This is a genomic window from Romboutsia lituseburensis, assembly GCF_024723825.1.
Classification (GTDB): Bacteria; Bacillota; Clostridia; order Peptostreptococcales; family Peptostreptococcaceae; genus Romboutsia_F; species Romboutsia_F lituseburensis_A.
In genome coordinates this window covers 687,072-712,973 of the sequence record NZ_JANQBQ010000001.1, presented here as the reverse complement: position 1 = coordinate 712,973, position 25,902 = coordinate 687,072, and the positions used below count along the sequence as shown (strand labels likewise).

At 28.8% G+C, this 25,902-nt stretch carries 41 protein-coding genes and 1 pseudogene; 38 read left to right on the top strand and 4 right to left on the bottom strand.

Annotated features, from left to right (window positions below):
- Positions 1–13: 13 nt before the first annotated feature.
- The 3 genes from NWE74_RS03595 to NWE74_RS03585 form a co-directional block, all read right to left on the bottom strand.
- Entirely contained in the window at positions 14–1,513 is a 1,500-nt protein-coding gene (locus tag NWE74_RS03595; RefSeq protein WP_258241868.1) for a GIY-YIG nuclease family protein, read from the bottom strand.
- Between the two features lie 20 nt (positions 1,514–1,533).
- Positions 1,534–1,980 carry an ImmA/IrrE family metallo-endopeptidase gene (locus NWE74_RS03590; RefSeq protein WP_258241867.1) on the bottom strand — a complete coding sequence of 149 codons (447 nt, stop codon included), beginning with the start codon at positions 1,978–1,980 and terminating at the stop codon, positions 1,534–1,536.
- Positions 1,981–2,046: 66 nt separating this feature from the next.
- The gene (locus NWE74_RS03585) at positions 2,047–2,442 is read right to left on the bottom strand and encodes a helix-turn-helix domain-containing protein (protein WP_258241866.1); all 396 of its coding nucleotides are present in this window, start codon (positions 2,440–2,442) and stop codon (positions 2,047–2,049) included.
- 163 nt (positions 2,443–2,605) lie between these two features.
- Here NWE74_RS03585 and NWE74_RS03580 point away from each other — a divergent pair, with 163 nt between their 5' ends.
- The 3 genes from NWE74_RS03580 to NWE74_RS03570 all read left to right on the top strand — a co-directional run bounded on the left by NWE74_RS03580 (position 2,606) and on the right by NWE74_RS03570 (position 3,789).
- Entirely contained in the window at positions 2,606–2,806 is a 201-nt protein-coding gene (locus NWE74_RS03580; protein ID WP_258241865.1) for a helix-turn-helix domain-containing protein, read from the top strand.
- Between the two features lie 98 nt (positions 2,807–2,904).
- Positions 2,905–3,648 carry a Rha family transcriptional regulator gene (locus NWE74_RS03575; protein ID WP_258241864.1) on the top strand — a complete coding sequence of 248 codons (744 nt, stop codon included), beginning with the start codon at positions 2,905–2,907 and terminating at the stop codon, positions 3,646–3,648.
- Positions 3,649–3,657: 9 nt separating this feature from the next.
- The gene (locus tag NWE74_RS03570) at positions 3,658–3,789 is read left to right on the top strand and encodes a hypothetical protein (protein WP_258241863.1); all 132 of its coding nucleotides are present in this window, start codon (positions 3,658–3,660) and stop codon (positions 3,787–3,789) included.
- Here NWE74_RS03570 and NWE74_RS03565 read toward each other — a convergent pair.
- Positions 3,773–4,099, bottom strand: a complete 327-nt coding sequence (locus NWE74_RS03565) for a hypothetical protein (RefSeq protein ID WP_258241862.1) — start codon at positions 4,097–4,099, stop codon at positions 3,773–3,775. The genes NWE74_RS03570 and NWE74_RS03565 overlap by 17 nt on opposite strands.
- A 65-nt stretch (positions 4,100–4,164) precedes the next feature.
- On the opposite strand from NWE74_RS03565, the gene NWE74_RS03560 reads away from it, so the two are divergent.
- From NWE74_RS03560 to NWE74_RS03395, 35 genes and pseudogenes are all read left to right on the top strand, one after another.
- Complete coding sequence (locus NWE74_RS03560) at positions 4,165–4,368, top strand: helix-turn-helix transcriptional regulator (protein WP_258241861.1); 204 nt, start codon at positions 4,165–4,167, stop codon at positions 4,366–4,368.
- Between the two features lie 11 nt (positions 4,369–4,379).
- On the top strand, positions 4,380–4,676 hold the full coding sequence (locus tag NWE74_RS03555) for a hypothetical protein (RefSeq protein WP_258241860.1): 297 nt from the start codon (positions 4,380–4,382) through the stop codon (positions 4,674–4,676).
- Between the two features lie 36 nt (positions 4,677–4,712).
- Entirely contained in the window at positions 4,713–4,898 is a 186-nt protein-coding gene (locus NWE74_RS03550) for a hypothetical protein (RefSeq protein WP_258241859.1), read from the top strand.
- A 46-nt stretch (positions 4,899–4,944) separates the two neighbouring features.
- Positions 4,945–5,094 (top strand): hypothetical protein, encoded by a 150-nt coding sequence (locus NWE74_RS03545; RefSeq protein ID WP_258241858.1) that lies wholly within the window; start codon positions 4,945–4,947, stop codon positions 5,092–5,094.
- A 62-nt stretch (positions 5,095–5,156) separates the two neighbouring features.
- The gene (locus tag NWE74_RS03540; protein WP_258241857.1) at positions 5,157–6,023 is read left to right on the top strand and encodes a hypothetical protein; all 867 of its coding nucleotides are present in this window, start codon (positions 5,157–5,159) and stop codon (positions 6,021–6,023) included.
- 182 nt (positions 6,024–6,205) lie between these two features.
- Positions 6,206–6,379, top strand: a complete 174-nt coding sequence (locus tag NWE74_RS03535; protein ID WP_258241856.1) for a hypothetical protein — start codon at positions 6,206–6,208, stop codon at positions 6,377–6,379.
- Positions 6,357–6,560 (top strand): hypothetical protein, encoded by a 204-nt coding sequence (locus NWE74_RS03530; protein WP_258241855.1) that lies wholly within the window; start codon positions 6,357–6,359, stop codon positions 6,558–6,560. Before NWE74_RS03535 ends, NWE74_RS03530 begins: the two co-directional genes overlap by 23 nt.
- Position 6,561: 1 nt before the next feature.
- The gene (locus tag NWE74_RS03525) at positions 6,562–6,729 is read left to right on the top strand and encodes a hypothetical protein (protein WP_258241854.1); all 168 of its coding nucleotides are present in this window, start codon (positions 6,562–6,564) and stop codon (positions 6,727–6,729) included.
- Between the two features lie 332 nt (positions 6,730–7,061).
- Complete coding sequence (locus NWE74_RS03520) at positions 7,062–7,439, top strand: hypothetical protein (protein WP_258241853.1); 378 nt, start codon at positions 7,062–7,064, stop codon at positions 7,437–7,439.
- A 55-nt stretch (positions 7,440–7,494) separates the two neighbouring features.
- The gene (locus NWE74_RS03515) at positions 7,495–7,818 is read left to right on the top strand and encodes a hypothetical protein (RefSeq protein WP_258241852.1); all 324 of its coding nucleotides are present in this window, start codon (positions 7,495–7,497) and stop codon (positions 7,816–7,818) included.
- Between the two features lie 34 nt (positions 7,819–7,852).
- Positions 7,853–8,653, top strand: a complete 801-nt coding sequence (locus NWE74_RS03510) for a hypothetical protein (protein WP_258241851.1) — start codon at positions 7,853–7,855, stop codon at positions 8,651–8,653.
- A gap of 64 nt (positions 8,654–8,717) precedes the next feature.
- A complete protein-coding gene (locus tag NWE74_RS03505) occupies positions 8,718–8,918 on the top strand; it encodes a hypothetical protein (protein WP_258241850.1) in 201 nt (66 codons plus the stop codon).
- 17 nt (positions 8,919–8,935) lie between these two features.
- The gene (locus tag NWE74_RS03500) at positions 8,936–9,691 is read left to right on the top strand and encodes a hypothetical protein (RefSeq protein WP_258241849.1); all 756 of its coding nucleotides are present in this window, start codon (positions 8,936–8,938) and stop codon (positions 9,689–9,691) included.
- Positions 9,692–9,757: 66 nt separating this feature from the next.
- Positions 9,758–9,931 (top strand): hypothetical protein, encoded by a 174-nt coding sequence (locus NWE74_RS03495; protein WP_258241848.1) that lies wholly within the window; start codon positions 9,758–9,760, stop codon positions 9,929–9,931.
- A gap of 88 nt (positions 9,932–10,019) precedes the next feature.
- A complete protein-coding gene (locus NWE74_RS03490; protein ID WP_258241847.1) occupies positions 10,020–10,199 on the top strand; it encodes a hypothetical protein in 180 nt (59 codons plus the stop codon).
- A gap of 10 nt (positions 10,200–10,209) precedes the next feature.
- Positions 10,210–10,377, top strand: a complete 168-nt coding sequence (locus NWE74_RS03485) for a hypothetical protein (protein WP_258241846.1) — start codon at positions 10,210–10,212, stop codon at positions 10,375–10,377.
- 31 nt (positions 10,378–10,408) lie between these two features.
- Positions 10,409–10,822, top strand: coding sequence for a single-stranded DNA-binding protein (locus NWE74_RS03480; protein WP_258241845.1), 414 nt, complete (start codon positions 10,409–10,411; stop codon positions 10,820–10,822).
- Positions 10,823–10,886: 64 nt separating this feature from the next.
- Positions 10,887–11,348, top strand: a complete 462-nt coding sequence (locus tag NWE74_RS03475; RefSeq protein ID WP_258241844.1) for a hypothetical protein — start codon at positions 10,887–10,889, stop codon at positions 11,346–11,348.
- 220 nt (positions 11,349–11,568) lie between these two features.
- On the top strand, positions 11,569–11,724 hold the full coding sequence (locus NWE74_RS03470; RefSeq protein WP_258241843.1) for a hypothetical protein: 156 nt from the start codon (positions 11,569–11,571) through the stop codon (positions 11,722–11,724).
- A 159-nt stretch (positions 11,725–11,883) separates the two neighbouring features.
- Complete coding sequence (locus NWE74_RS03465; RefSeq protein ID WP_258244413.1) at positions 11,884–12,456, top strand: tyrosine-type recombinase/integrase; 573 nt, start codon at positions 11,884–11,886, stop codon at positions 12,454–12,456.
- Between the two features lie 15 nt (positions 12,457–12,471).
- Entirely contained in the window at positions 12,472–12,906 is a 435-nt protein-coding gene (locus NWE74_RS03460; protein WP_258241842.1) for an HNH endonuclease, read from the top strand.
- 108 nt (positions 12,907–13,014) lie between these two features.
- Entirely contained in the window at positions 13,015–13,485 is a 471-nt protein-coding gene (locus tag NWE74_RS03455) for a phage terminase small subunit P27 family (protein ID WP_258241841.1), read from the top strand.
- 1 nt (position 13,486) lies between these two features.
- Complete coding sequence (locus tag NWE74_RS03450) at positions 13,487–15,205, top strand: terminase large subunit (protein WP_258241840.1); 1,719 nt, start codon at positions 13,487–13,489, stop codon at positions 15,203–15,205.
- 15 nt (positions 15,206–15,220) lie between these two features.
- The gene (locus NWE74_RS03445; RefSeq protein ID WP_258241839.1) at positions 15,221–16,420 is read left to right on the top strand and encodes a phage portal protein; all 1,200 of its coding nucleotides are present in this window, start codon (positions 15,221–15,223) and stop codon (positions 16,418–16,420) included.
- On the top strand, positions 16,401–17,180 hold the full coding sequence (locus NWE74_RS03440) for a head maturation protease, ClpP-related (RefSeq protein ID WP_258241838.1): 780 nt from the start codon (positions 16,401–16,403) through the stop codon (positions 17,178–17,180). The genes NWE74_RS03445 and NWE74_RS03440 overlap by 20 nt, the downstream gene beginning before the upstream one ends.
- Before the next feature lie 15 nt (positions 17,181–17,195).
- Entirely contained in the window at positions 17,196–18,329 is a 1,134-nt protein-coding gene (locus tag NWE74_RS03435) for a phage major capsid protein (RefSeq protein WP_258241837.1), read from the top strand.
- Positions 18,330–18,351: 22 nt separating this feature from the next.
- A pseudogene (locus NWE74_RS19280) lies at positions 18,352–18,459 on the top strand (Rho termination factor N-terminal domain-containing protein); the annotation flags it as partial.
- Between the two features lie 38 nt (positions 18,460–18,497).
- Entirely contained in the window at positions 18,498–18,785 is a 288-nt protein-coding gene (locus tag NWE74_RS03430; RefSeq protein WP_258241836.1) for a head-tail connector protein, read from the top strand.
- Positions 18,772–19,107, top strand: a complete 336-nt coding sequence (locus tag NWE74_RS03425) for a phage head closure protein (protein WP_258241835.1) — start codon at positions 18,772–18,774, stop codon at positions 19,105–19,107. Before NWE74_RS03430 ends, NWE74_RS03425 begins: the two co-directional genes overlap by 14 nt.
- A gap of 12 nt (positions 19,108–19,119) precedes the next feature.
- Complete coding sequence (locus NWE74_RS03420) at positions 19,120–19,518, top strand: HK97-gp10 family putative phage morphogenesis protein (protein ID WP_309137270.1); 399 nt, start codon at positions 19,120–19,122, stop codon at positions 19,516–19,518.
- Entirely contained in the window at positions 19,515–19,844 is a 330-nt protein-coding gene (locus NWE74_RS03415; RefSeq protein ID WP_258241834.1) for a hypothetical protein, read from the top strand. Before NWE74_RS03420 ends, NWE74_RS03415 begins: the two co-directional genes overlap by 4 nt.
- 11 nt (positions 19,845–19,855) lie before the next feature.
- Positions 19,856–20,431, top strand: a complete 576-nt coding sequence (locus tag NWE74_RS03410) for a major tail protein (protein ID WP_258241833.1) — start codon at positions 19,856–19,858, stop codon at positions 20,429–20,431.
- 14 nt (positions 20,432–20,445) lie between these two features.
- On the top strand, positions 20,446–20,727 hold the full coding sequence (gene gpG, locus NWE74_RS03405; protein ID WP_258241832.1) for a phage tail assembly chaperone G: 282 nt from the start codon (positions 20,446–20,448) through the stop codon (positions 20,725–20,727).
- A gap of 275 nt (positions 20,728–21,002) precedes the next feature.
- Positions 21,003–25,025 carry a phage tail tape measure protein gene (locus NWE74_RS03400; RefSeq protein WP_258241831.1) on the top strand — a complete coding sequence of 1,341 codons (4,023 nt, stop codon included), beginning with the start codon at positions 21,003–21,005 and terminating at the stop codon, positions 25,023–25,025.
- A 12-nt stretch (positions 25,026–25,037) separates the two neighbouring features.
- Entirely contained in the window at positions 25,038–25,901 is an 864-nt protein-coding gene (locus NWE74_RS03395; RefSeq protein WP_258241830.1) for a phage tail family protein, read from the top strand.
- Position 25,902 lies beyond the last annotated feature (1 nt).

The window sequence follows — 25,902 nt, the reverse complement described above, 5'->3', positions numbered from 1 at the left end:
ATTTCATATCCTCCTAGATAGATAGTGATAGACTTTGGTTATATTCTTCTGCTAACATTGTTTTATTGAATTCAGCAGAAGGGTCGATTTCATAAATAAGTTCTTCTAATTCATCAATAGATACATTAAAGAATTCTTTCCTTAAGTTTATTTTATTAACTCTCCTATCATCTAAGATAGAGTGTAGTTTTTGTTCAAGTCCAACTGCATCATCTGAGAATATAAAGCTATGTACATCAAATGTGAAAGGTACACTTGCGCTTCCTAATTCTTTAATTCTTTCAAATGGATCAAGTCTTCTTGTCATCCCTATTTTAAATACATCCTTACCAAAAGAACCTAAGTTACTTATTACATAGACGTTACCAGCTTTACCATTTTGTCTACTAACGATTTCTTCCTTTTTAGTTTCAACTAAATTAAGCTGATCTTGTAGTTCCTTTATTCTTAATTCAAGTTGTTGCTCTTTATCACTTTGAGGCGATTGTTTTAACTGTTCCTCTAGCTTTAATATTTCATTTTTATATTTTTCTTCCTCTGCCTCTACTTTTTTACGTTGTGCCTCTAATTCTTTCTTTTCTGCTGCTTCTTGCTTCATTTGTTCTCTTAATGCTGCTTGTTCAGCTCTTTGTTGCTCTTTTTTTACATAATATTGATATTCTATATTCACACAATTTAAAAATAAATACTCTATTTCTCCTATAAATTTTGATAGGGTAGAGGCGATACTTTGATTACCCTCACCAGCAATAATAAAATATTTTTTAGTGGTTTTCTTTATTAAGTTTAATGATTCATCTAAAGTTCCATATTTTAAGTTATATAAAATATTTTGTAATTCAGCTTTTAAAGCAATAACCATGAGTTTGTAAATGGCAATATTAGCTTTAGTAGTATAACGGCCTTGATATTTTTCAAGTGTATCTTCTATAGATTCTTGAACTAAATTAAATGATTTTTTTAGCTCTTTAACATCCATACTATGTATTTTTAATAAAATTGATGGATCTAAATCATTTATTAAGGCATAGTCATCAGTAGATAAATTTAAGCCATCTTGATAAAATATACTATTATTAGCATATTCTTGAAGGGCATACTCGGCACTTTTGAAAGCTAAGTTAATTTTTTTCTTTTTCTTAGATATGTTTCCAAGATTGGATAACTCTTTTTCAACTTTAGATTCTAGCTCATTTAGGTTATCTTTTGTATCGTTAATATTTAGAACTAATTTTTCTAAATCATTATTTTTATCGATTAAAACATTTTCTAAAAATTGTTTATTACTCCCCAGTTTTTCAATTTCAGACTTTAAGTCTAAATAAGCAGTTTCTTCCTTAGATAAGGTTATGTAGTTAAGTTGCGTTTTTAAATTTGTAACTTCACTTTCTAAATCAATCTGCTTAAACTTTAAGTCACTATTTATTCTTTCTAAATCATCATTTTTATTTTGTAATTCTAATAGTTGTCTTTTTAAGTCCTTTTTACTTGGACCGAAACTAAATAAACCCATGTAAGCCCCCTTAATATTGTCTAGATATTGTTATTAAATTTATACATTATAAGTTCCTCTGGAACTTTAAAGTATTTACTTAACTGTTCAGCTGTTACATATTCATAGCCTCTAGAGAACTTATTTAAAGCTTTATCACTTATAAGTATATGAGCAGCAAACTGATTAGCCTCATTCTCTAGTTTATTTGTAACAGAGTATGTATAACTTTTCAAAAAACATATATTAGTTTTTTTATGTAGCACAGAGTGTGCTAGTTCATGTGCAAGTACAACTCGTTCCTCCCATTCATCTAGTGAAGAATTTAGAGTAATGAAGAAGTTTCCGTCAACATTTAAGAAATATCCTTTAGTAGAACCTAAAGGATCTCTTTTTATTTTTATATTTAAGTAATCACATAGTTCATATAGATTTGATGTTTTATATTTATTTATTAATTTGATTACTTTTCCCTTAACTTTGCTCAAAATAAATCCCTCACTGTTATTTTAAATATGATGTCTACTTGGATTATAAAAAATTGTTTTAGTGATCTATTTTTTACATTTCATAGACTTAGCTAATTCTATAGTACTTTTTATAGAATCCCTAAGTAGTCGCATATCTTCATCACTCATAGGTTCGCCACAAAGCATAAGACCTTGTTGCATCATAAGTTCATCTATTTTTTTCTCAATATCTTTTTCTTGATTATCAGCAACTTCTTTCATTGTATCGTGTTTTCTATTATCTGTTCGACCTAATAGAAATTCAGTAGATACATTAAAATAATTTGCTATTTTTTCAAGTAAAGGCAATTCGGGTAATTGTTTTCCATTCTCATACTTAGATATTGAAGTTCTATCAACACCTAATATATTCGATAATGCACTTTGAGTAATTCCTTTTGAAATTCTTTCTTGCTTAAATCTATCTTTAAACTCTGCCATTTGCTCACCTCCATATTAAAAATATAAATAAAATGTGAGTTAAAATCAATAAAATGTGAAAAATTAGCACAAAAATATAAAAAAGTGTTGACTGTGTGATTTTAAATCACTATAATAATGATTGTAAGGTGAGTTAAAATCACTAGCAAGGAGGTTACATGAGTTGAAAAACTTTGAATTAAAAAATCTTAGATTAAAAAATAGAATCACACAAAAAACTATAGCTAATTTGCTAGATGTTGATGTTTCAACATACACAAAAAAAGAAAATGGACAAATTGTTTTTTCTATAAAGGAAGTATCGGCTATAAAAGACTTTTTTAAACTAAGTGATGCAGAGATAGTAAAAATTTTTTTAAAATAAAAGGTGAGTTAAAATCACTAAAATTAATATCTACATTTGATGGCACAAAATTGTGCTACCAAAATTAGATAAATTATATAAAGAAGAGAGGTAAAAAAATGAATGAATTAATACACATACAAGAAGTGAATGGAACTTTATTAGTAAGTAGTAGAGATATTGCTAAAAATTTTGAAAGAGAGCATAAGTCAGTAATTAGGTCAATAGAAGATTTAGCTAAGGCTGATGAATCAAATCTTAGCTATGAAAAATTTATTGAAATGTTTGTAGTATCATCTTATTTAAATAGAGGAAAGACATATAAAGAATATTATATGACGAGAGACGGATTTAGTTTATTAGTAATGGGATTCACTGGAGCAAAGGCACTAAATTGGAAACTTAAATATATAGAAGCATTTAACAAAATGGAACAACAATTAAGAGAACAATCTAATCCATATGCAAATTTAAGTAAAGAATTACAAATGATAATTCAATTGGACCAAAAGCAACAAATGGCAGAGCGAAAAGTTATAGAAGTTGCAAATAACTTAGAAGATTTTAAAAATAATGCACCTTTATTTAATTCAGAATGTGATGAACTAATAAAGTGTGTTAAAAAAACAGCTACAAGGGTTTTAGGTGGATATAAATCAAATGCATACAATGATAAGTCAATAAGAGCGAAGGTTTATAGTGATATACAACAACAGATAAGAAGGCAATTTGGTGTTGAAAGTTACAAGGCAATAAAAAGAGTTCAATTACATAAGGCTCTAGATATAGTTGCAGATTATGAAGCTCCTATAGTTTTAGCAGAAGAGGTTGAGATTTTAAATAGCCAGCTGGCATTAGCTTAGGAGGAAATTATGGAAAATCAAAAGAAGCCTGCTCAAGAAGGTCGAGTTCAAGAGCAGGTAAAGACTATAAATCAAATGAGAAAAGAACATGGTCTCAAGCCTATAAAGGGTGGAGACATAGTACTTATTCCCATAAAGTAATACTGTAACAATCAGCAGGAGCATTAGCATTTGATATATTATGAACTTCTACCATTGGTTCAAAGTTCATATTCAATGATTTACAAGCTATTGGTATTAGGTTGTTAAGTTCATCATTGCTAACTTCAAAGTCAAAAACTTTTTTTAATGAATGTAATAGCTCAACTGAATATATGCAATTAAAATTTCCACCTAAGAATAGCATATCATATTTAGCCATTACATCTTTTATAGTTCCAGTATCAGCTTGAATACTGGCAGAACGAAGTTCTAATAAAATTTTTGATAACTTTTGCAAATTATTATTCATAATATCACCACCTTTTATATTTTAGGCATCAACCTAAAATAATTATAACATACTGGAGGTAAAAAATGACAGTAGGCGACAAAATGAAAGACTTATTAAAAAAATATAATATAAAGCCATATTTACTTGCAGACATGGCTGGATTAGATAGAAGTAATGTTTATGACATTATAAATAATAAAAACACAAAACCAAGTATATATGTAATTGCTAAGATAGCTCATGTATTGGAACTAAGTGATGAAGAACTTGGAAAGTTAATAAGATAGGAGTGTTTTATATGGAAAATTTAAAAGTATTACAAGCTCAAAATTTGTTGGAAGGTACTTGGTACTTTCCAAAAGAGGATGTTTTCATTAGGAGTAAAATAGTTGATGTTGAAATACTTAAAAATTGTTTTGGAGAAGAAGATCTAATGGATATTAAATTAGAAAATGGTCATATAGCTATATGTGAATATAGTGAAGTAATAAAAATACCTAGACCTTCTAATATAGTTTCAGCATTTGATTGGTGTTTTGCTATTCAAAATAAAGATAAAGAGTTTATAGGATATATAGGTAAGCCTAGGGCATAGGACAATTTTTAAAAAGCATATACAGATAGTGGGGGTGTGTTCATGGAACAGAAATATGATGCAACGTACCACTTCGGTAAAACTACGGTGCACATTGTTTCCCCAGAAACTGTGCTTGGTAGAAAAATGACCGAAGATGAAAAGCAAAAGGTACTAGATGAAGTTAAAAGAATAAATATTGAAATTATGAGAATTAGAATTGCTAACGGAGAGTTTGCTTAGGCAACTTCTTCGGATGAGGATTTAGGACAAGTTGAGGAGTTTAAACATGGATATCAGGATTTTAGCTAAGTTTTGTGAGGAATTTAAAGAAAAGGATATAAATTATAAATTTAATTTATTAAAGGCATATAAAAAAGTTTATAAGATAAAACCAAATGAAAATAAAGATAAAGAGGTTACATGGCTTTATCAATAAGGAGTGTGTTTCACATGAAAATAGAAAAGACGTTACTACGTTAAGATAAGGAGGTGTGTATAGTGAAAAATACTATACATGGATTTAATCAACGTAAAGCCTTAGAGTTAGAGTTAGATTTAAAACAGTTAATTATCTTAAGGTGGTTTGTTGATTATAAAGATACAGGAAAAATGAACTCAAAGATGTTTGATGATGATAAATATTATTGGATTAAGTATGAAGGTATAATAGATGCTCTTCCAATATTAAAAACAACTAGTCATGACACTATTTATAGATATCTTAAGAAAATGTCAAAAGTAGGAGTTTTAAAACACAGGACTTTAAAGCAAGGTGGAATATGGAGTTACTTTACATTAGGAGATAGATATAAAGAGCTTATAGATGATAGTTATATGGTCGGAAAAAAATCCGATAGTATCGGAAATGAATCCGAGGGAAACGGAAAAAAATCCGATAGTGTCGGAAAAAAATCCGAGGGAAACGGAAAAAAAGTCGGAACGAAAAAACAACCTATTATTAATACATCTATTATTAATACAACAACTGGAGAAGAAGATGTTGTTGTTGAAGATGTAAACAGATATAGAGCTATGATTGAAGTTAAAAAAGCTTTTAATGAACTTGTAGAAAATGACATAAAAAAAGTAGTTGACTCTCTACAATCAACTACTGGTACTTATGACATAGACTATTTAAAGTCTAAGTTAGAAATTACCAAAAACAATTCACATATTAAGAATATCACAGGTTTCCTTATAAAAGCTATAAAAGAAAACTACAATATTAAGAGTTTGTCCAACAATAATACACAACATACTACAAAACCTACAAAGTTTCATAATTTTGATGAAACATTTACTCAATATGAGACAGAAGAACTTGATGAAATTATTTTAAAAAGTCAAAGGGCTAAATTTGGTTAAGATATGACTTTGGCATTAGAGAATCAAATTAATAAAGCTTTGAGTAAAAAAGGTAAGCATACTCTAAAGAGGTTTGAGTGTAGTAAGTGTGGTCAGATATATATTTATATAGTTAAAAGTGATTTAAATAATTTAAAGTGTATTAGTTGCGATACAGATATGAATTCAGAGGGTGAGTATTGATGAAAATTTTAGATAAGATGACAATAACAGAAGCAGCAGAGCTTATAAGATTAAAAGCTATAGAGGTAAAAAAAGAAAAAAATATAACAGAGCAGGAAGCATTTAAAGTTATATTATCAGATATAGAAAAACATCTAGGGGGAACCAGTGATGATATTGGAGTTAGAAGATAAGCAGTTTGAAGAAATTAGAGATATATTAGGTAGTTTATTTTTAAAAAGTAATATATCAGAGAGTACAGATATAAAAGAAGAAGTAATTAGACTTAGTCAATGGGTGGATCATATGGTAGTTAGCACTCAAAATGAAAGACAAGTATTTTATGAAAAATATCAAAAAGAGAGGAAACAATAAAATGTTAATGCTAAAGAAAAAGCATAAGGAACTTTTAAAAGTAGCTAATGAAAAATATTATTCTAAAGGATATGATAAGGCTACAGAAGAGCTAGAGGATGTATTTAAAAATACTGTTAAAGAACATAATGAACTTAAAAATGTGTTATTAGAAAGAGAAAAAAGATAGATATTTTAAACTTTTTTCTAAGATGTACATGTGATAAAGATATAGCAAGATATGAAGCAATAGTAAAAAGAACTAAAAAAGCTAGGATAAGAAAAAAAGCAGAGACGAAGATCCTAGAGATAAAGGAAAGAAAGTTAGCATTTGAGTAGTATTGTGGTGGTGCTAATTATTTGGATTGGCATCACTGATATAGTAAGTATTTTTAGGAGGAAGTATAGATGAAAGATTTATGGACAGCTATTTGGATAATATCTTTTATAAAATTATCAATTGATGTAGTTATATTAGCTGGAGAACATATAAAAAAGAAATATTAGTGTGAGGTGTTAAGAGTGTTAACTAGGCATAAAAAACAAATAGCATCAGAATTAGCAGAATCTCTAATAGAAGATGGGATGCTATTTGGTGAGGAACTTGAATGGTATTTGAAATTAGGAGCCAAAGGTCAAATTGAATTTAAGAATGAGGATGAATATTTTGAGTTTGAGAACCAAGTAATAAAATATGTTGAGAATAAAACTAGATATGTCAAAGTATTTGATACTGATACAAATGAAGAAAAAGTATTTAAAGAAGTATCAGACTTGGCAAATAAAATAGGTGTTACAAATGCAAGGATAATATCTGCAATAAGTGGCAAATGCTTGATGATGAAAAGATATAAAGTTGAGTATGGCAGAACAACTGTAAAGGAGCTTAGATATTACTAGAGCTAATGATGAAGTAATATTTGCATTAAAACATTGATTTTAGGAGGAGAACACTATGAAATTAGGACAAGAAATTACGTTTAAGAATGATTTTAAGATAGAAACATTGATAACAAATACAAAGCTACAAGTTAAAAAAGGAGATAAGGCAATAGCAACTAGAACTGGGTTAAAAATACTAAATGGAGAAGGTATAGGTAAAATCACTAATTACCAAGAGGGAGAACATATAAGAGGGTATGATCACAGAAATATAGCTAAAATGGTTCTTAACAGAATAAACTGCGTATTTGATATAGAAGGGTTTATGATGTACGAGGATATAAAAAAAGCAGAGATGATAGATGAAATAGAAGATGTTTTAACAGATATACTTTAAAAGAAAATATTGGTTTTAGGAGGAGAATGAATAAATGGAAAAATTATTAAAAGCTAAATTAAAATTAAAGAAAGTTAGGGGCAAATTAGAAGAATTAGACTTAGAAATAGATAATATACAAGATTTTATAGATGAGTTAAGCGGACAAAAATACTCGCTAGAAGAAGAGATGGAATCAAAAGAGAGAGAGGAAAATGAACTTTTAAAGTTTATAAGGGATTACACTATTAATAACTTAGATAAAGATATATCAGAAAAATACGGTAAAAATAGTTTTGAAGAAAAATTATTGAAAGCTACTCTGTTTACTGCTAAAAATGGATTTAAGCCAGCATTTAACCATGTATATGTAAGTAAAGACTATATATATTCTATTGATGGATACAGAGCTTTACAGTATAAACATAACAATTCTAATATAGTAAAAAATATGTTTGTAGAGGTAGATAACCTATTAGAAGAAAAAATAGATTTATCTTTATTTAAAGAAGTTGATGGTGAACATGAAACATGCGGATTAGATATAGCTAGAAAAGTTATAAATAAAGAAATTGAAAAAGTTGATAATGATATTTTTAACATAGATAAAGATTATTTTATGAATGAATTTTTGTATAAAGAAGCGGATGGAAAATTCTATAAATTACTTATATTTGATTTCAAAAACATGAAGATAGCAGTAAATAAAGAATTTATAGAAGATGCACTTAACATATTTAAAGATAGTAAGTTTAATGTAAGCTATTCTGGAGCTACTAATCCTATGATTTTTAGTAATGACGAAATTAAATTATTAGTATTGCCTGTTAGATATAGCGATATTGACAAAATATAAGTAGCTTGGTACCGACACAAATGTCGGAACCAGCTAACTAAAGATGGGTTTTAGGAGATGAAATATGAAAATTAAAATAGGCGACATAGTAACTATAAAAAATAAAAAGTATCTATCTAATGAATACCCTAGGTGGATAAGAGAAGCTATAGAGCAAGATATACACTTGAAAGTTATAAAGCCGATACCAATGAAAGGACTTTTGGTGAGGTCAATGTTAGGTGATAAGTATATTTTTAATAGAAGTGATTTAAGAGCTATATAAAAAATGGAGGCGATTTTATGATTAAAAGAATAACAAGTTTAATGTTAGTAGGAATTTTAGTAGCACCAAGTATAGTAGATGCTGCACCAGTATCAGTTGCAAGACCAGTAACTATTTCACGTCCTGTTACAGTTTCAAGACCTGTAACAGTAGCTAGGCCATCAGTTACCACTCCGAAAGTCAGTACTCCTAAACCAAGTACTACTGTTCCAAGAGTAACTACACCAAAAGGTACAACACCAAAACCTTCTAGCTTAAAGTCAGGAACACAGACTTTAAAGCCTAGTAGTACGAAATCAAATACACAAACAAAATCAAGCACAACTAAGTCTAATCAATCAAATAACAATTCAAAATTAGATATGACTAAGAAACCTGAAAGTAATAATAAAAATGATAATTATAAAAATATTGATAAGAAAAATGATACATATAGCGTAAAACCTAAAGATACGAATAGCAAAACAATAGTTAAAAAATCTTATTATAATAATTATTCTAGTTCTCCACTTTATATAAATAATGGGTCAAACTTTTGGGCTTACTATGGGTTGATGAATATGAGTAATAATAATTTAACAGAGCGAGAGCTTGCAAATGCTTTAGAAAAAAAGGGCTATAGCGAAGATGAAGCAGAAAAGATAGTTAAAGATGCTCGAAAGGAAAGCAAAGGTAATAAAAAATCTATATCAAAAATTATAGTATATGGAATAGCAGGGATTGGAGCTATTTCTGGACTAGCATTATTATTATTTAAATTAAATAGGAGATAAAACTTAAAAAATAACCTGGGGCTTATGCTCCAGGAACTAAAAGATGGGTTTTAGGAGATGAAATATATGATAAAAAGAATAAAAGAGTTTATAAAAAATAAAACAAATCAGAAAAAGTGTGAGCATGAATATGCTGAATTTGGAAAAGTTTCAAAATATACAAATCTAAATGGATACAGAGTTTATATAAGATGTGAAAAGTGTGGTCATATCAAAGATTCATACTTTAGATACGAATAAAAAAATATTTGAATAAGTAAATGTCATTATCAGTATAGTTCTATAGCTATATCAATAATGATAACTAAATGATAAGAGGTTATAGAACATGGAAGATAATAAAATATATTGCAGTAGATGTGGTGACGATATGACGGAGGGATATGACGTGCATGATGGACTTTATCATTATTGTAGCAATGAATGTCTATACACCGTAATGAATGAAAAAGAGTACTTAGAGTTGTATGAAGAAGGTTATGCATTTTGGACTATATTTGAAGATTAGGAGATTGAGTATGAGAGTTCTTATATTTAATACAAATGAGCCTTTTTTATTAAAAGAAATTAATAGTAATAAAGATGTTAATGAAACTATAGAAGATATAAAAAAAGACTATGCAATTGATACATATAGCTATAAGAAAGTAGATAATACATTGTTTGTATATATATTTATAAAATAAAAAACATATTTTAATTGATAGGAGATTGATTATGAATCAAGTAATTTTAATAGGAAGATTAACTAGAGATGTAGAGTTAAAGTACATCCAAGGACGTGGAATGGCAGTTGCTCAATTTGCAATAGCTGTTGAAAGAGAATTTACAGGTAAAGATGGTAAGAAAGAAACTGATTTTATAGATATACAAGTTTGGGGAAAGAGTGCAGAGAATTGTGCTAATTATATATGCAAAGGTAGCTTAATAGCTGTTAATGGAGCTATAAGAATTGAAACTTATAAAAATAAAGATGGAGAAAATAGAAAAACAACTAAGATTAATACAAGTAGAGTTCAGTTTTTAGATAGTAGAAATAAAACAAATAACCAAGAACCACAATTTGAACCACAAGGAGCATTAGATCCTAATGGTTGGGATGCAATAAATGATAATGATATACCATTTTAATAAATAAAATATAGAGATTATTTATCAGGGGGATGCACCAAATATATTATTTAGAGGTGCTATGATGAATATAAAAAAAGATTATATAGAGAAAACAAAGAAATATTTAGAAGATTTAAGAATGAAGCTAACTAGAAAAGAAAATTTACAAATAGAAATAGAGATGTTAAAGGAAAGGCAACGTATTGAGGGCGGAATGGATTTTAATGATATTTTAAGAACGGGAACATCATATAGAGGTATTGAAGATTTAATAATAACATATGATTCTCAAATAACTTGTAAACAGGCTGAAAGTGAACGAATAGACCATTATTTAAGGATGTATGAGTTATATTCTAGAAGTCTTAGTAGTTTTGATAAAAAGATATTAAAACTTAGATATTTAGAGAGTGAGAAAAAAATATCTTTTGTAAATATAGCAAAAAAGTTATCTTATTCTAAGAGTGCTATAGCAAATATACATGATGAAGCAATAGAAAAACTAGCATTTTACATATATGGAGATGCTGCGACTTATATATAAAATACTTAACTGTGGATAAGGTGGAAATTTAGTGGAAAAAAAGTGGACACAAAGTGGAAGCATTATGTGCTAATATATTATCATAGGAAAAATGACAGACAGTAAACCTCACAATAAAGAATATGATATCCATTAGTTAAGACTCAAAACACAAAAAAGGAACTATCAAACCTCACACATAGATAGTTCCTTTTTTGTGTTTAAAAAAGGGAGTGTTTATGTGAAAGTTTGGAAAGAAGCAAGTGAGATTAGTATGATCCATGAGTTACCAGACAGAAAGTTGAGGGAATTAGATATAGAAATGAGAAAGAAACCTAATTTTGATAAAAGTAAAGAAAGCAAGGTTATGAAAAATAGGTTAAAATTAAAAAAATAATTGTAAATTTTTTTAAAATCTAAAGTAAAAAACTTACCTTTTCAAAGCTGTGTAAAGTTTATAAAAATAATTAGTTAAGTAGTTTGAAAATACTTAAGTTCAAAAATAATAATAACTTAACAGTTTATGTATTATGTAATGTTTTGGAGGTGATGAAAGATTAATGTTGTACAACCTATTAGAGACAAGGAAAAGATAAGAGAAGCTAAGAGGTTTTTAGAGGAATGGGACCAAAGATATTATGTTATGTTTTTACTTGGAATACGTACAGGACTTAGAATAACAGATATATTAGAGTTGAGAGTTAAGGATGTAAGAGATAAGAGTGGAAAGATAAAAACTCATATACTTACTAAGGAGAATAAGACTAATAAACGTAAGAGAATAAAGATGCATACAGAGTTGAAGCAGCAGTTAGAGGAATATATATTAAGCAAAGATGATGAAGCTTATTTAATACAATCTAACAAGAAAGATAAGTTTGGAGATAACAAACATATATCAAGGCAAAGAGCATGGGAAGTATTAAAGAATGTATCAGAATTTATAGGAGTAGATGAGATAGGGTGCCATACACTTAGAAAGACATTTGGCTATCATTACTATAAGAAGACTAAGGACATTGCTTTATTGCAAAGTATATTCAATCATTCATCACCAGAGATAACACTTAGATATATATGTATAACTGATGATATGATGGATAGAGCATTTGATAACATGGAGTATTAGGAGAATGTATAGACTGTGTTAAAGAAGATATGTAACTGTGGTAAGCTAATTAATCAGCAACAAAGAATGTGTGATGCATGTATGAGTAAACATATAGAAGCTAAGAAGAAGAGTAACAAGGTTTATAACTCTTATAATAGAGATAAAGATATTGATTCATTTTATAAAACAAATGAATGGTTAAATACAAGAGAATATATATTAACTAAATATAATTATATCGATCTATGGGATTATTTTGTTAATCAAAGAGTTACAAATGCAAATACAGTACATCATATCACAGAAATAAAAGATGATTATGAACTAAGACTTGATGAAAAGAATTTAATACCGTTAAGTCCTAAAAGTCATAGTAAGATACATAAGTTGTACAGAAAAGACAAGGAAAAGACTCAATTGAAGCTTAAGGAGATTATAGATCTAGCAAATAAATTTGGAGTTAGATAGTACCCCCCCTCCCTTTTTAATTTTTTGAATGGTTATAAAGGAGCGAGCGGTACTCTTTTCTTCCGGAGATTTTCCCTTTTTAAATTTTTTTATGAAAGGAGGTGCACCATGGGAAGAAATCGAAAAACAACTTCTACTACTAAAAAGCATTTAACAAAAAAAGAAATTAATCAAAGAGAAAATCAAGAAAATAAAATAAAATTAGATAGAGAGGATTTAGCAAAGGTTCCAGAATGGATGCAAAATGACCTCCTAGCTCGTAATGAATTTGCAAGAGTAGTTGATGCAGCTACTAAAATTAATTTATGGGATAATTTAGATTTATCTATATTAGCAATATATTGTAAAGCATATTCTGGGTATATAACTGTTACTGAATTAATAGATAAGAATGGTTATACTGTTCCAGGTAAAGAAAGTGAAAAAATAAGTCCATATGTTACAGCACAAAATAGATATGTTGAGCAGATTCTAAAATGTTCTTCTAAATTAGGACTAGCTACTACTGACCGCTTGAAGTTAATAGTACCTGAAGGAGAAAGTAAAGAAAATAAATTCAATAAATATATAGTAGTGTGATATGGCGAAAAGAAAAAAAGATAGAGTTACTGAATATGCTAAACTGGTTGTAAGCGGTAAGATAATAGCTGGTAAAAGTGTTATAAAAGCCTGTAAAAGGCATTTAAATGACTTGAAACGTAGCAAAACTAAAGAATTTCAGTATAAATGGGACGTTGAGAGGTCAGAGTCAGCATTAAATTTATATAACGACTTAACTATATTAGAAGGTGATGAACCTCAACAACTAAAAACTAGAGGATTCCAAGAATTTATACTTGGAAGTTTAGAAGGTTGGGTCACCAAAAGAACTGAATATGTTAGATTTAGAGAGGCTTACATTCAAGTTGCTAGACAGAATGGGAAGTCTTTTTTAAGTGGAGCTAAGGGTGTAAAAACTAGTAATTTTTCAAGTTATAGAATGGGTAGAATTATATGTGCTGCCACAAAAATGGATCAAGCTAAAATAGTTTGGGAAGAAATAAAGAAATTTATTATTGCAGATGAAGATTTAAAAGTCATGTTTAAAATAACAGAATCTGAAAATCTTATAACTGCTGGAGCAACAGGAACTACAATAAAAGCTATAGGAAGAGATACTAAATCTATAGATGGATTTAGAAGTGTACTTGCTATACCAGATGAGTTACATGCTCATAGAACTAATCAAATATATAAATTACTTCTTGGAGGTCAAAGAAAAGTAAATAATGCACTAATTTTAGCTATAACTACTGCTGGATTTGATTTAAATTCATTCTGTTATGAACATTATCAATTCTGTAAAAAGGTATTAGATGGTGCTGTAGACAAAGACAGTTTATTTATATTTATTGCAGAAATGGATGAAGATGATGATATTTGGGATTATCATAATTGGGTTAAAAGTAATCCATTATTACTACTTAATGAAGATAATACAATAAATATGGAAGAAGTACGAAAAATGAGTGAAGTTGCAGTGGAAGTTAAAGAAAAGGGTGGACAAGATTTACTAGACTTTATGACTAAGTGGCTAAATATGTGGGTTAGCTATAGGGGTGGAAAATACTTAGATGTTGATTGCTTAAATAAATGTGAATCTGACTTAACTATTGAAGATATGAGAGGCAGAGAATGCTATTTAGGTATAGATTTATCTAGTGGTGGAGATTTAACATCAATAGGTCTTGTATTTCCTTTAAATGATGAAGAAGAAACTGTATTTATTCATTCTCACTCATTTATGCCAGAACTAAGGCTATTAGAACATGAAAAAACAGATGATGTACCTTATAGGCTTTGGGTTAAAGATAAATTATTAACTTTAACTACTGGTGCATTTGGAATAAAAACAGATTATAAATTTATCGTAAATTATCTAAAGGATCTTATAGAAAAGTATGAAATAATCATAAAAATATGCGGTTATGATAGACATAATGCAAGTGCTTTTTTATCAGATTTAGATTTTTTAGGGTGTGATTTAGTTGATATAAATCAAAGTGCTAAGTCATTAAATGATGCTACCGTTGATTTTCAACTTTCAGTAAAATCACTTCAAGTTAAATATGATAAAAGAAACAAATTATTTAAATGGAGTGCAGTAAATGCAACTACTACAAAAAACAGTTTTGGAGAAATAAAAATAGATAAAACATTAGAAGAAAATAGAATAGATCCAATAGATGCAATAATAGATGCATGGAAATTGTACTTTGAAGAAGAAAAACAATCAGATGTAGCATTTGTACCTGATTAAAAAGGAGGTGATTTAATGGGAATTATAAGTTGGGCAAAAGGATTATTTTTTAAGACTCCAAGTATAGATTTTTTACAAAGAGGTTCAAGAGCATTTTCATTTTCTAATGGAGAATTAGCAAATAATGAAACAATATTTGCTGCAATAACTATGCTATCAAATGCTATTGCGAGTGCTCCTATTAGTTTAAGACAGGGATATGACAAAGTTAAACCTCTTGATGATAACTTTTCTAAATTATTAAGAGATGGACCAAATTCTAATATGAGTACTTTTAAGTTTATTAGATTAATGGAAACTATAAGAAATGTTAAAGGTAATGCATATGCAATAAAAGAGTACGATTATTATGGGGATATATCTAGTATTTGGGTTTTAGATAGTGATTTTGTAACACCTATAATAGATACTGATACAAAAGAATTATGGTACAGAATATCCACTAAAAATGGTGATGATTATTTCCATAATAGACATATAATAGATGTTAGCCATATTAGTACAGATGGAGCAAATGGAATAAGCCCTATATCGGTTTTAAGCAATACTCTTAATTATGATAAAAGTGTAAAAGAATTAAGCCTTGAACAACTTCAAAATAGTGTTAATTTTAGATATGCATTTAAAGTAAATGGGAATATAGATCCTATTAAATTAGCTGAATACCATACATTAATCGAAAGCTACATGAAAAAAGGAATTATCTATCTTGATAATGGAAAATCATTAGAAGAATTAAAAGATAGATCATCAATAGATCCTAAAATATTTGAGGTTGAAGAGATAACAGTATCTAGAGTAGCTAGGGTATTTAATATACCACCTCATAAACTTCAAGCTAAAAATGTAACTTATGCAAGTGCAGAACAAGGAGATTTAGAATTTTTAGTTGATACAGTACTGCCAATAGCAAGGATGTATGAGCAAGAATTTAATAAAAAATGTTTAAGTGAAAAACAAAAACATAAAGGATACGAAGTAAAATTCAATTTAAATGGATTTGCTAGAGCAGATATGAGAACTAGAGGTGAATTTTACTTTAAAATGATTAGAAGTGCTGGTCTTACTCCTAATGAGGTTAGAATGCTAGAAGATATGCCACCTAAACAAGGAGGAGATGACTTAATGGTAAGTAGGGATTTAATTGCTATTAAAGATTTACCACTATTGTTAAATCAGAAAGGGGGTGAGAAGGTTGAGCAAAATAGAATTTAAAGATAAAAAGGGCAATATTGAAGGGAAATTAGAAATAAAAAATCAAACTGAAAATAGTGCAGATTTACATTTTTATGGAGACATAATAAGTGAATCTCCTGGAGAGTGGTATAAAAACTATTATCCAGATGATAAATGTCCTTCTGATATAAAAGAGTTTTTAGACCAATTAGAAAATGTAAATTCTATCAATATATATTTAAATAGTGGAGGAGGCTCTGTATTTGGAGGACTTGCAATTTATAATCAGTTAAAAAGATATAATGCTACTATAAACACATATATTGATGGATTAGCAGGAAGCATTGCTAGTGTTATAGCAATGGCAGGAGATACAATATATATGCCTAAAAATGCTCTTTTTATGATACATAAACCATTAACTTGGGCAGGTGGAAATGCTGATGATTTTAAAAAGATAATTGAATTACTTGATACTTGTCAAAAGTCTATACTTAATGTTTATATGACGAAAGCAAAAGATAATGTAACAGAAGACGAGATAAATAATCTTATTAATGCAGAAACTTGGTTTACAGGAGAGGAAGCAGCTAACTATTTTAATATTGTTCTTGAAGATAATATTAATATAGAAAATAGTATTAATGATGATTATATCAATAAGTACAATATACCTAAAAATAAATTAGATGATGTAAAGAAAGTCGTATCAAATACGGCTTATTTTAATGCAAAAAAAGAATTACCAGTAATGGATGAAGCTACAAAAATAATGATTGAAAGAATAAAAAAATTATAAAGGATGGTGCACGAAATGAATAGATTCCAATTACAACAAATGCTTGATGGTGTAAAAGAGCAGTTAAAAAATGAAAATGAAAACTTATCTAATATGTATTTAGATTCAAAGTCAACTATTGAAGCTAGAACAGAACAACAAAGAACAGTTAAAGATTTAGAAGAAAGATTTAATGGGATAAAAGCTAAAATAGAAGCTTATGATGAAAAAGAAAAGGAGAATATAAAGAATAATTCATTAGGGCATAGTGAAAAAGATATAAAAATAAATGCTAAAGCAGAGCTAATAAAAAGTGTTATGGCTAATAAATCAGTATCTACCAATATTATGAATGCTTTAGGAGATGGAAGTAGTTTAGGCAATGGAGATAAAATACTTCCAAGAACAATGACCAATGAATTATTATATGAACCGATGGCTACAAATCCATTAAGAGAAATATCTACATTTACAAATGTTACAAATTTAGAGATACCTAAAATTGCATTCACTTTAGATAATGATGATTTCATAGAAGATGGAGCTACAGCAAAAGAACTAGCAGCATCTACAGACACTATAGTATTTGATAGAAATAAGTTTAAAGTATTTTGCGATATAACAGAAACTTTAATAAATGGGACTAGTACTAACTTAGTTCAAACTGTTGAAGCTGGATTAGAAGCTGGATTAGCTAAGAAAGAAAAGAAAATAGCATTCGCAACTACTTCTCCAACTGAAATGTCATTCTATTATAAATCAGGTTCTGATTATGTTATAAGGAAGGTAGAAGGTAAAAATCTATATGAAGCTATAATGTATGCTTTAGGTGATTTAGAAGATGATTACTCACAAAATGCTAGAATAATAATGAAAAAATCAGATTATTTTTCAATAATAAATTTCTTAGCTAATGGAAATACAGCTTTATATGCTGCTCAGCCAGAGCAGGTATTAGGTGCTCCAGTTATATTCTGTGATTTAGCAACTATACCAGTTGTTGGAGACTTTAGATACTCTCACTTCAACTATGATTTAAACATGCTATATGATAGAGATAAAAATGTTAAAACTGGTATGGAAAGTTTTGTATTAACAGCATGGATAGACCATAAAATAAAAATGAAGTCGGCATTTAGATTAGCAGTAGTGAACACTCCCAGTATCTAAACCAGAAGAGCATAATTTAGATTACGAAGCTATGACAGTTACAGAGTTAAGAAACATATGTAAAGAAAGAGGTTTATCTGGTTACTCAAACATGAATAAATTAGAGATTATAAAATTACTAGGAGAGTAGTTTATACTACTCTCTTTTTATAAAGGTAGGTGTATGCCTTGGATGAGAAAATTTTAGATGAAATAAAGCTATATGCTAGGATAGATGAAGACTACAATGAAACTCCAACTTTTATATCTTCAGCTGAAGAATATTTAAATAATGCAGGTATAACAAAAAATTATAATAGTAATTTATATATTCTTTGTATAAAGATGTTAACAAAGCATTGGTATGATAATAGAGAAATAACAACTAATAAGCCTATTGAAATACCATATGGTATAACTTGTATTATAAATCAATTACAAATTAATAATTTAGGTAGTGTAAATGCAACTAAATGACAGAATAAATATACAAAAATTTATTAATGAAACTGATGATGAAGGGTTTAATAAAGAAAGTTGGAATGACTATTATAATTGTTGGGCACGTTTTAAGACAGTTGGTTGGAAAGAGTACTATTCGGCTAAGGCTATCCAAGCTGAAAATACAGTAACATTTACTATAAGATATTCACCTAAAATAAAAGCTATGCTTGATGATCCAAGTGTAACAAAAAAATATAGAGTAGTTTATAAAAATAAAAACTATGATATTAAATATATAAATGATTTAGATAATAAGCATGAATATGTAGATATTAAGGCTGAAATTATCACATAAGGAGTTGATTATGTGAGTTCAACAATGGAATTAAATGGAATGGATCAAATAATATCAAGGTTAGAAAGTATGGGCAAAGCTAGTTCAAGGATTGAAAGAGATGCATTAAAAGATGGTGCACAATTAATAGTTGATGAAGCTAAAAATAATCTAGAAAGAAATGGAATGGTTAGAACAGGAGAATTAATAGACGGATTAAAAGTTAGCAACATGAAAAGAAAAGGGAATAGAAAATATGTCCAAGCTGGGATACAAAAAGGAGATAATTCAAATATATTTTATGGTAAATTCCATGAATATGGTACTTCTAAAATGGCAGCTAGACCCTTTTTAGCACCTGCATACGAAAGTAAGAAAATGGAAGCTAGAAATATAATAATGAATAGATTAAGGAGTGCTTTAAAACTATGAATAAGTTAATTAAAGATACCTTAAGTCCATTAGGAATACCTGTCAGTTTACAATGTTACAATGGTTCAGAAACAACATATATAACATTTTTTAGTTATTTAGATAAAGGTGAACTATATGCAGATGATGAGGAAATTGCAACTGGAAATTACATTCAGATAGATATTTTTAGCAAAGGGAACTACACAAATATAGTTAAAAAAGTTAAAAAACTAATGAAAGATGCTGGATTTATAAAAAAAGCATCAGGACCAGAACTTTATGAAACTGATACAAAATTGTATCACAAACCATTAAGGTTCTTTTTTTATGAAGAAAATAACTAGGAGGTAGCAATATGGCTATAAAAGGATTAAGAGGATTTAGATATTGTAAGTTAACAGAAGATACAGAATCAACACTAACTTATGATACAGCTATTAAAAAGTTAATAGGAGCTAAAAATATAAAGATTTCTCCTAAAGTAAATACAGGAGAGTTATATGGAGACGATCAATTACTAGAAACAAGTGTAGCTATAGGTGCTATAGAAGTTGAAATAGATGTAGCAGAGTTAACACTTCAAGAAAGAGCAGATTTATTAGGATATAAATTTGAAAATGGAGTATTAAAGGAAACTAAAGATTTTAACCCTCCATTTATTGCATTTGGATTTGAAGCTCCTAAATCAAATGGATCAACTAGAATGAAATGGTTGTTAAAAGGTAAAGCAGAACCTTTAGAAGAAGAAGGAAAAACACAAGAAGATAAAGTTGAGTTTCAAACTCAAAAAGTTAAATTAAAGTTTATGCCAAGAATTAATGATGGAGAATCAGCTTATACATCTGATACAGATGTTGAAAATGCACCAACTGCAGCACAATTCTTTACAACAACATTTTTAAAAGGTGGATCAATAACAGTAGTTAAATAAGGGAGGATATTAAAATGAAAATAACATTAAAAATAAATGAAGAAGATAAACAATTTACAGCACCATTTGTAAGCACTAGAAAGTTAAAAGATACACTTAAATTAAGCAATAAAGTAAATGCTGGTTTTACAGAAGATATATTAGACGAGTTAATTGACTATGAAGTAAGTTTATATGGAAATCAATTTACAGCAGAAGAAATGTTGGATGGATTTGCTGCATCTGATTTCTTTAATAAAATTTTAGAAGATATGCAAACAGTACTTGGAAACTTTAATTCAGCAGTAAAAAACTAAGTAGGGGAGATAATTCAGATGAAAACAATGAAACTGGATTATCTCCTTTAGATTTTATAAAAAATATATATAGTACTTTAATGTTTGATAGAAATTGGAGTATGTGTGATGTAGATAACATGGATATATTTTATTATTTAGAAGTGCTATCTTACAAAATAGAAAGCTCGATAGAAGATGATGAAAAAGATGTATATATAGATGAAGTTAGTTGGCTATAAGGACCTTAAATAAGGTCCTTTTTAATTTTAAAAATAGGAGGTGAAATTTATATAATGGTAGATAGTGAAGAGTTAGTAGTTCGGGTAGCTATGGATAACTCAAATTTTCAACAAGGTGTTAGTGCTTTAAATAGACAATTAAAGGTAATACAAAGTGAATTTAAATCAGCTACAACTGGAGTAAAAGATCATGGAACAACTTTAGATGGATTAAAAGACAAACAATCAATGCTATCAAAGTCTATTGAAGCACAATCTAAAATAGTTGAGCAATACAAAAATAAATTAAATGATAGTAAAGCAACACTTACAGAAAATGCAAATAAACAAGTTGAATTAAAATCAAAAATAGATAGCACAAAACAAGCATATGAACAAAGTAAATCTACATTAGGCGAAAATGCAGAGGAAACAAAAAAACTAAAACAAGAGTTAAATAAATTAGAAAAAGAATATGATCAAAATGAACAAAAAATACGAAGTAATGTAGCTACAATTGATAATTGGACTGTTAGGGTTAATAATGCACAAAGTAGTTTGAATAACTTACAAAGGGAATTAAATGAAACTAATCAGAGTATCTTAACACAAGAAAATAGATTTAATCAATTAAGTACTAAATTAGCTGGTGTTGGTAACAAATTTGATACTGCAGGTAAAAAAATTGGTAGTGCTGGTAAGTCACTTACAACAAATGTATCTGTTCCATTGTTTGCTATAGGTGCTGCTGCAGGTAAAGTTGGAATGGACTTTGAAGCTCAAATGTCTAGAGTTCAAGCTATATCTGAAGCAACTGGAAATCAATTTAAACAACTTGAAACACAAGCATTAAAGTTAGGTGAATCAACTGCATTTAGTGCACTTGAGTGTGCTCAAGGTATGGAAAACTTAGCATCTGCTGGTTTCTCTGCAAATGAAATTATGTCGGCAATGCCTGGCTTATTAGACTTAGCAGCAAGTTCTGGAGAAGATTTAGCAATGAGTTCTGATATTGCTGCATCTACTTTAAGGGGATTTGGGTTAGAAGCTAGTCAAGCAGGACATGTAGCTGATGTGTTAGCTAAAAATGCAAGTGCTACAAATGCTGCTGTTGCAGATACTGGAGAAGCAATGAAGTATATAGCTCCTGTTGCTAATGCTATGGGACTAAGTCTTGAAGAAGTAACTGCAGCTATCGGTGTAATGGCTGATGCAGGAATAAAAGGGAGTCAATCTGGAACTACATTAAGAGGTGCTTTATCAAGATTAGCTAAACCAAGTAAAGAAGCAGCTGGTTTAATGAAAGAATTAGGATTTAATGCTTTTGACTCTCAAGGTAAAATGCTACCTTTAAATCAAATTATAGGCAATTTACAAAATAGTACAAAAGGATTAACTGATGAACAAAAACAAGCAGCTATAGCTACTATATTTGGACAAGAAGCAATGTCAGGAATGTTAGTATTAATGGATGCTGGCCCTGGTAAAATAAATTCCTTAACAAAATCACTTAAAGATAGTGATGGAGCAGCAAAAAAAATGGCTGAAACAATGCAAAATAATACTAAATCAAGTATTGAACAAGCATTTGGAGCCTTAGAAACTGCAGGTATAAAAGTGTTAAAAGTTCTTGCTCCAACTATAAAATCAATTGCAGATCAAGTTGGAGAATTGGCTAGTAAGTTTAGTAATTTAAGTCCAGGTGCACAAGAGTTTTTAGTCAAAATGGGAATGGTAGCTACTGTACTTGGTCCAGTTATAATGATAATAGGTGGATTAACTAGCATAATAGGTGGAATAATAACAGCAATTTCAACCGTAAGTGGTGCAATAGCCGTTGTAACGACAGGAGCTACTGCTGCAACACCAGCTATAGGTGCATTAGCAGCAGTATTTACATTTTTAACTGGTCCAATAGGATTAACTATTGCAGCTATAACTGCTGTTGTTGGTGGCATAACATTGTTATGGAATACTAATGATGGTTTTAGAGATGGTGTTATAAATGCATGGAATAGTATTAAAGATACTTGTTCAAATGTTTGGAATTCAATATGTGACTTTTTTACAACAACTATACCTCAAGCATGGCAAAGTACTTTAGATTTCTTTAAACAAGCACCAGATTATTTTTCTCAACTATGGAGTGATGTATTAAATACATTTACAGAATGGGGAGATAACGTAAGTAATTTCTTTACAAGCACTATACCTCAATGGATTGATAATATAGGGAATTGGTTTAATGAACTTCCTGGTCGAATAGGTGAATGTTTAGGTATAGCACTAGGTAACATAGTTAATTGGGGAGTAGAAACATATAATTATTTCACAACTAATATCCCACAATGGATAGAAAGTATATCAAATTGGTTTTCACAATTACCAGGTAAAATATGGAATTGGCTACAACAAACTTTAAGTAAGATTGCAAATTGGGGAAGTCAAACAGCTCAAAAAGCTAATGAATCGGGGAGACAGTTTATAAGCAATGTTATAAACTGGTTTCAACAATTACCAGGTAAGATATGGTCATGGTTGCAACAGTCTATACAAAAGGCTGGTGAATTTGCATTACAAATGGCACAAAAGGCTACTCAAGCAGCTAGTAAATTTACTAGTAATATAACAAATGGTCTTAAATCTATTCCTAGTAAAGTAGTTTCTATAGGTGCATCTATTGTCGAAGGATTATGGAATGGTATAAAAAGTGCTGGAAGTTGGTTGCAATCTAAAGTAAATAGCTTTGCAGATGGTGTTGTAAGCGGATTTAAAAAATCGTTTAAGGTTAATTCGCCTTCTAAACGTATGATTCCGATTGGGGGGTCAATAACAGAAGGTTTAGCAGTAGGAATTATAAAAAATGAAGATATGCTTAAATCTACTACTCAAAGAGTTGCTAACATGGTACAAACTGAAATGAAAAAAGTAAAAAAAGATTTAGATACTGACTTAAAAATATTTGATGAGAAAAAACAAAAACTAAAATATGAACAAGAAGATAAATTAGATAAAATAAAAGATAAAAATAGAAAAAAAAATCTAAAAAGAGAATATGATGAAAAAGAAAAAGCTCTTAAAGAACAGATAGAATTAAGAAAAAAACAGGCAGATAAAGAAATAGAGCAACTGAAATTAATAGAAAAAAATGCAGAAGAACAACTAAAAAAGGAGCTAGAAGCTAACCAAGAGTTTGCTAAAGAAGTAAATAAATTACAAGATGCTTTAGAAGATGCTTTAAAAGCTAAATATAAGGAAGAATATGAGTTACAGGAAGAAAATATAAAAAAACAGTTAGAAAATTTAGATAAATGGAAAGAAGAAAGTATAAAAAGAATTGACTCTGTATATGATGCTAAAATTAAAGCGATTGATAATGAATTGAAAGCTTTAGAGGATGCAGAAAAAGAAAAAGAAAGAGAAGATAAAGATAAAGAAGAACTTGATAAAATAAATAAAATAACAACTGCTATAGAATATGAACATGATGAAAGTAATAAAGCTCAATTACAAAAAGAGCTAGAAAAATTATTAGAAGAAAGGAAGAAAAGGTTAGAAAAACAAAAGTTAGAAGATAAAAAAGAGGAACTGAAAAAAAGGAAAGAAGATTTAGAAGAAAATAAAAAACTAGAGATAGATAATCTAAATCAAATATATGAATCTGAAAAAGAGTCTTATGATAATAGACTTAAAGAACTAAAAAAATTCTATGATGAAAAAACAAATGAAGCTAAACTTCAAGCAGAATCTGAAAAATTGATAATGGATAAAAATCAGAGTGAAATCGTAGAGTTATTATATAGTTATACTCCTAAATATTTTGATGCAGGTAAGAGCTTAGGTGAAAAACTACTAGATGGTATTAAGCCAAATATAGATGAAATACAAAAAATGATAGATATTTTATGGACTAGCATAAGTTCCGCTAAGAGTGCCGCAGCATCTATTTCCGTACCTACATCTAGTAGTAATATATCTAATGTTACTACTAATAATAGTAGCACTAATAATTTTAATGTATATCATAATTCAAATAATTCAAATTCTGGAAGAGATGTAGAAACTACAATGAGAAGAATGGCATTTAGTATTAGTTAAGGAGGTCGAAAAGTGCAAAAGTTAATATATAGGAACAAAAAAGGTCAGGAACTTACACTTTGTAAATCTCGACCTTTTTTATTAGAAAGCATAGATAACTATGCTAATGTTAATACAAATATAAGTTTTTCAAACAATGTTACAGATGGTGTTAGTATAGATACAGTTTCTATAAAAGAAAAAATATTACCAGTAACAGGAGCTATTATAGCATCTAGTAGAGAAGATTTAGATAGAAAAAGAGCATATTTAAGTGCTCTTTTTAATCCTAAATTTCAAGCAACTTTAACTTATATAAACAATGCTTTAACTCGAAAAATTGATTGCATTGTACAAGATATAACATTTCAATCACCGATTGGTTTTATGCAAAAATTTTTAGTACAGTTTATTTGTCCAAACCCTTTTTGGAGGGATATTAATACCAAAAAAACTGATATAGCTTTATGGCAGGGAGATTTTGAGTTTGAGTTAGAAATAGAAGATGAAGGCATTGAAATGGGGCATAGAGTTAGTAATTTAATTTGCAATATAGCAAATTACGGGGACGTTTCTTGTGGTATGAAAATACAATTTAGAGCTTTAGCAACTGTTGTTAATCCTTCTCTTTTTAATGTTAATACAAGAGAATTTATAAAGATAAATAGAATACTAGAAAAAGGAGATTTATTAGAGGTAACCACGGATTATTCTAATAAAAGAATTGAGTTAGTTAAAAGTAACAGTACTAGGCAAAATGTTTTTAATTGGCTAGATTTAGACAGTGAATTTTTAAAACTAGAGGTAGGAGATAATCTATTTAGATATGATGCTGAACATGGAATAGATAACCTGGAAGTATCTATATATTATACTCCTTTATACTTGGGGGTGTAAA

Coding starts and splice junctions, on each gene's coding strand:
- NWE74_RS03595 (WP_258241868.1), bottom strand. CDS start 1,513: ATGGGTTTATTTAGTTTCGGTCCAAGTAAAAAGGACTTAAAAAGACAA.
- NWE74_RS03585 (WP_258241866.1), bottom strand. CDS start 2,442: ATGGCAGAGTTTAAAGATAGATTTAAGCAAGAAAGAATTTCAAAAGGA.
- NWE74_RS03575 (WP_258241864.1), top strand. CDS start 2,905: ATGAATGAATTAATACACATACAAGAAGTGAATGGAACTTTATTAGTA.
- NWE74_RS03570 (WP_258241863.1), top strand. CDS start 3,658: ATGGAAAATCAAAAGAAGCCTGCTCAAGAAGGTCGAGTTCAAGAGCAG.
- NWE74_RS03565 (WP_258241862.1), bottom strand. CDS start 4,099: ATGAATAATAATTTGCAAAAGTTATCAAAAATTTTATTAGAACTTCGT.
- NWE74_RS03560 (WP_258241861.1), top strand. CDS start 4,165: ATGACAGTAGGCGACAAAATGAAAGACTTATTAAAAAAATATAATATA.
- NWE74_RS03555 (WP_258241860.1), top strand. CDS start 4,380: ATGGAAAATTTAAAAGTATTACAAGCTCAAAATTTGTTGGAAGGTACT.
- NWE74_RS03545 (WP_258241858.1), top strand. CDS start 4,945: ATGGATATCAGGATTTTAGCTAAGTTTTGTGAGGAATTTAAAGAAAAG.
- NWE74_RS03535 (WP_258241856.1), top strand. CDS start 6,206: ATGAAAATTTTAGATAAGATGACAATAACAGAAGCAGCAGAGCTTATA.
- NWE74_RS03530 (WP_258241855.1), top strand. CDS start 6,357: ATGATATTGGAGTTAGAAGATAAGCAGTTTGAAGAAATTAGAGATATA.
- NWE74_RS03525 (WP_258241854.1), top strand. CDS start 6,562: ATGTTAATGCTAAAGAAAAAGCATAAGGAACTTTTAAAAGTAGCTAAT.
- NWE74_RS03515 (WP_258241852.1), top strand. CDS start 7,495: ATGAAATTAGGACAAGAAATTACGTTTAAGAATGATTTTAAGATAGAA.
- NWE74_RS03510 (WP_258241851.1), top strand. CDS start 7,853: ATGGAAAAATTATTAAAAGCTAAATTAAAATTAAAGAAAGTTAGGGGC.
- NWE74_RS03505 (WP_258241850.1), top strand. CDS start 8,718: ATGAAAATTAAAATAGGCGACATAGTAACTATAAAAAATAAAAAGTAT.
- NWE74_RS03500 (WP_258241849.1), top strand. CDS start 8,936: ATGATTAAAAGAATAACAAGTTTAATGTTAGTAGGAATTTTAGTAGCA.
- NWE74_RS03495 (WP_258241848.1), top strand. CDS start 9,758: ATGATAAAAAGAATAAAAGAGTTTATAAAAAATAAAACAAATCAGAAA.
- NWE74_RS03490 (WP_258241847.1), top strand. CDS start 10,020: ATGGAAGATAATAAAATATATTGCAGTAGATGTGGTGACGATATGACG.
- NWE74_RS03485 (WP_258241846.1), top strand. CDS start 10,210: ATGAGAGTTCTTATATTTAATACAAATGAGCCTTTTTTATTAAAAGAA.
- NWE74_RS03480 (WP_258241845.1), top strand. CDS start 10,409: ATGAATCAAGTAATTTTAATAGGAAGATTAACTAGAGATGTAGAGTTA.
- NWE74_RS03475 (WP_258241844.1), top strand. CDS start 10,887: ATGAATATAAAAAAAGATTATATAGAGAAAACAAAGAAATATTTAGAA.
- NWE74_RS03455 (WP_258241841.1), top strand. CDS start 13,015: ATGGGAAGAAATCGAAAAACAACTTCTACTACTAAAAAGCATTTAACA.
- NWE74_RS03450 (WP_258241840.1), top strand. CDS start 13,487: ATGGCGAAAAGAAAAAAAGATAGAGTTACTGAATATGCTAAACTGGTT.
- NWE74_RS03445 (WP_258241839.1), top strand. CDS start 15,221: ATGGGAATTATAAGTTGGGCAAAAGGATTATTTTTTAAGACTCCAAGT.
- NWE74_RS03435 (WP_258241837.1), top strand. CDS start 17,196: ATGAATAGATTCCAATTACAACAAATGCTTGATGGTGTAAAAGAGCAG.
- NWE74_RS03425 (WP_258241835.1), top strand. CDS start 18,772: ATGCAACTAAATGACAGAATAAATATACAAAAATTTATTAATGAAACT.
- NWE74_RS03415 (WP_258241834.1), top strand. CDS start 19,515: ATGAATAAGTTAATTAAAGATACCTTAAGTCCATTAGGAATACCTGTC.
- NWE74_RS03410 (WP_258241833.1), top strand. CDS start 19,856: ATGGCTATAAAAGGATTAAGAGGATTTAGATATTGTAAGTTAACAGAA.
- gpG (WP_258241832.1), top strand. CDS start 20,446: ATGAAAATAACATTAAAAATAAATGAAGAAGATAAACAATTTACAGCA.
- NWE74_RS03400 (WP_258241831.1), top strand. CDS start 21,003: ATGGTAGATAGTGAAGAGTTAGTAGTTCGGGTAGCTATGGATAACTCA.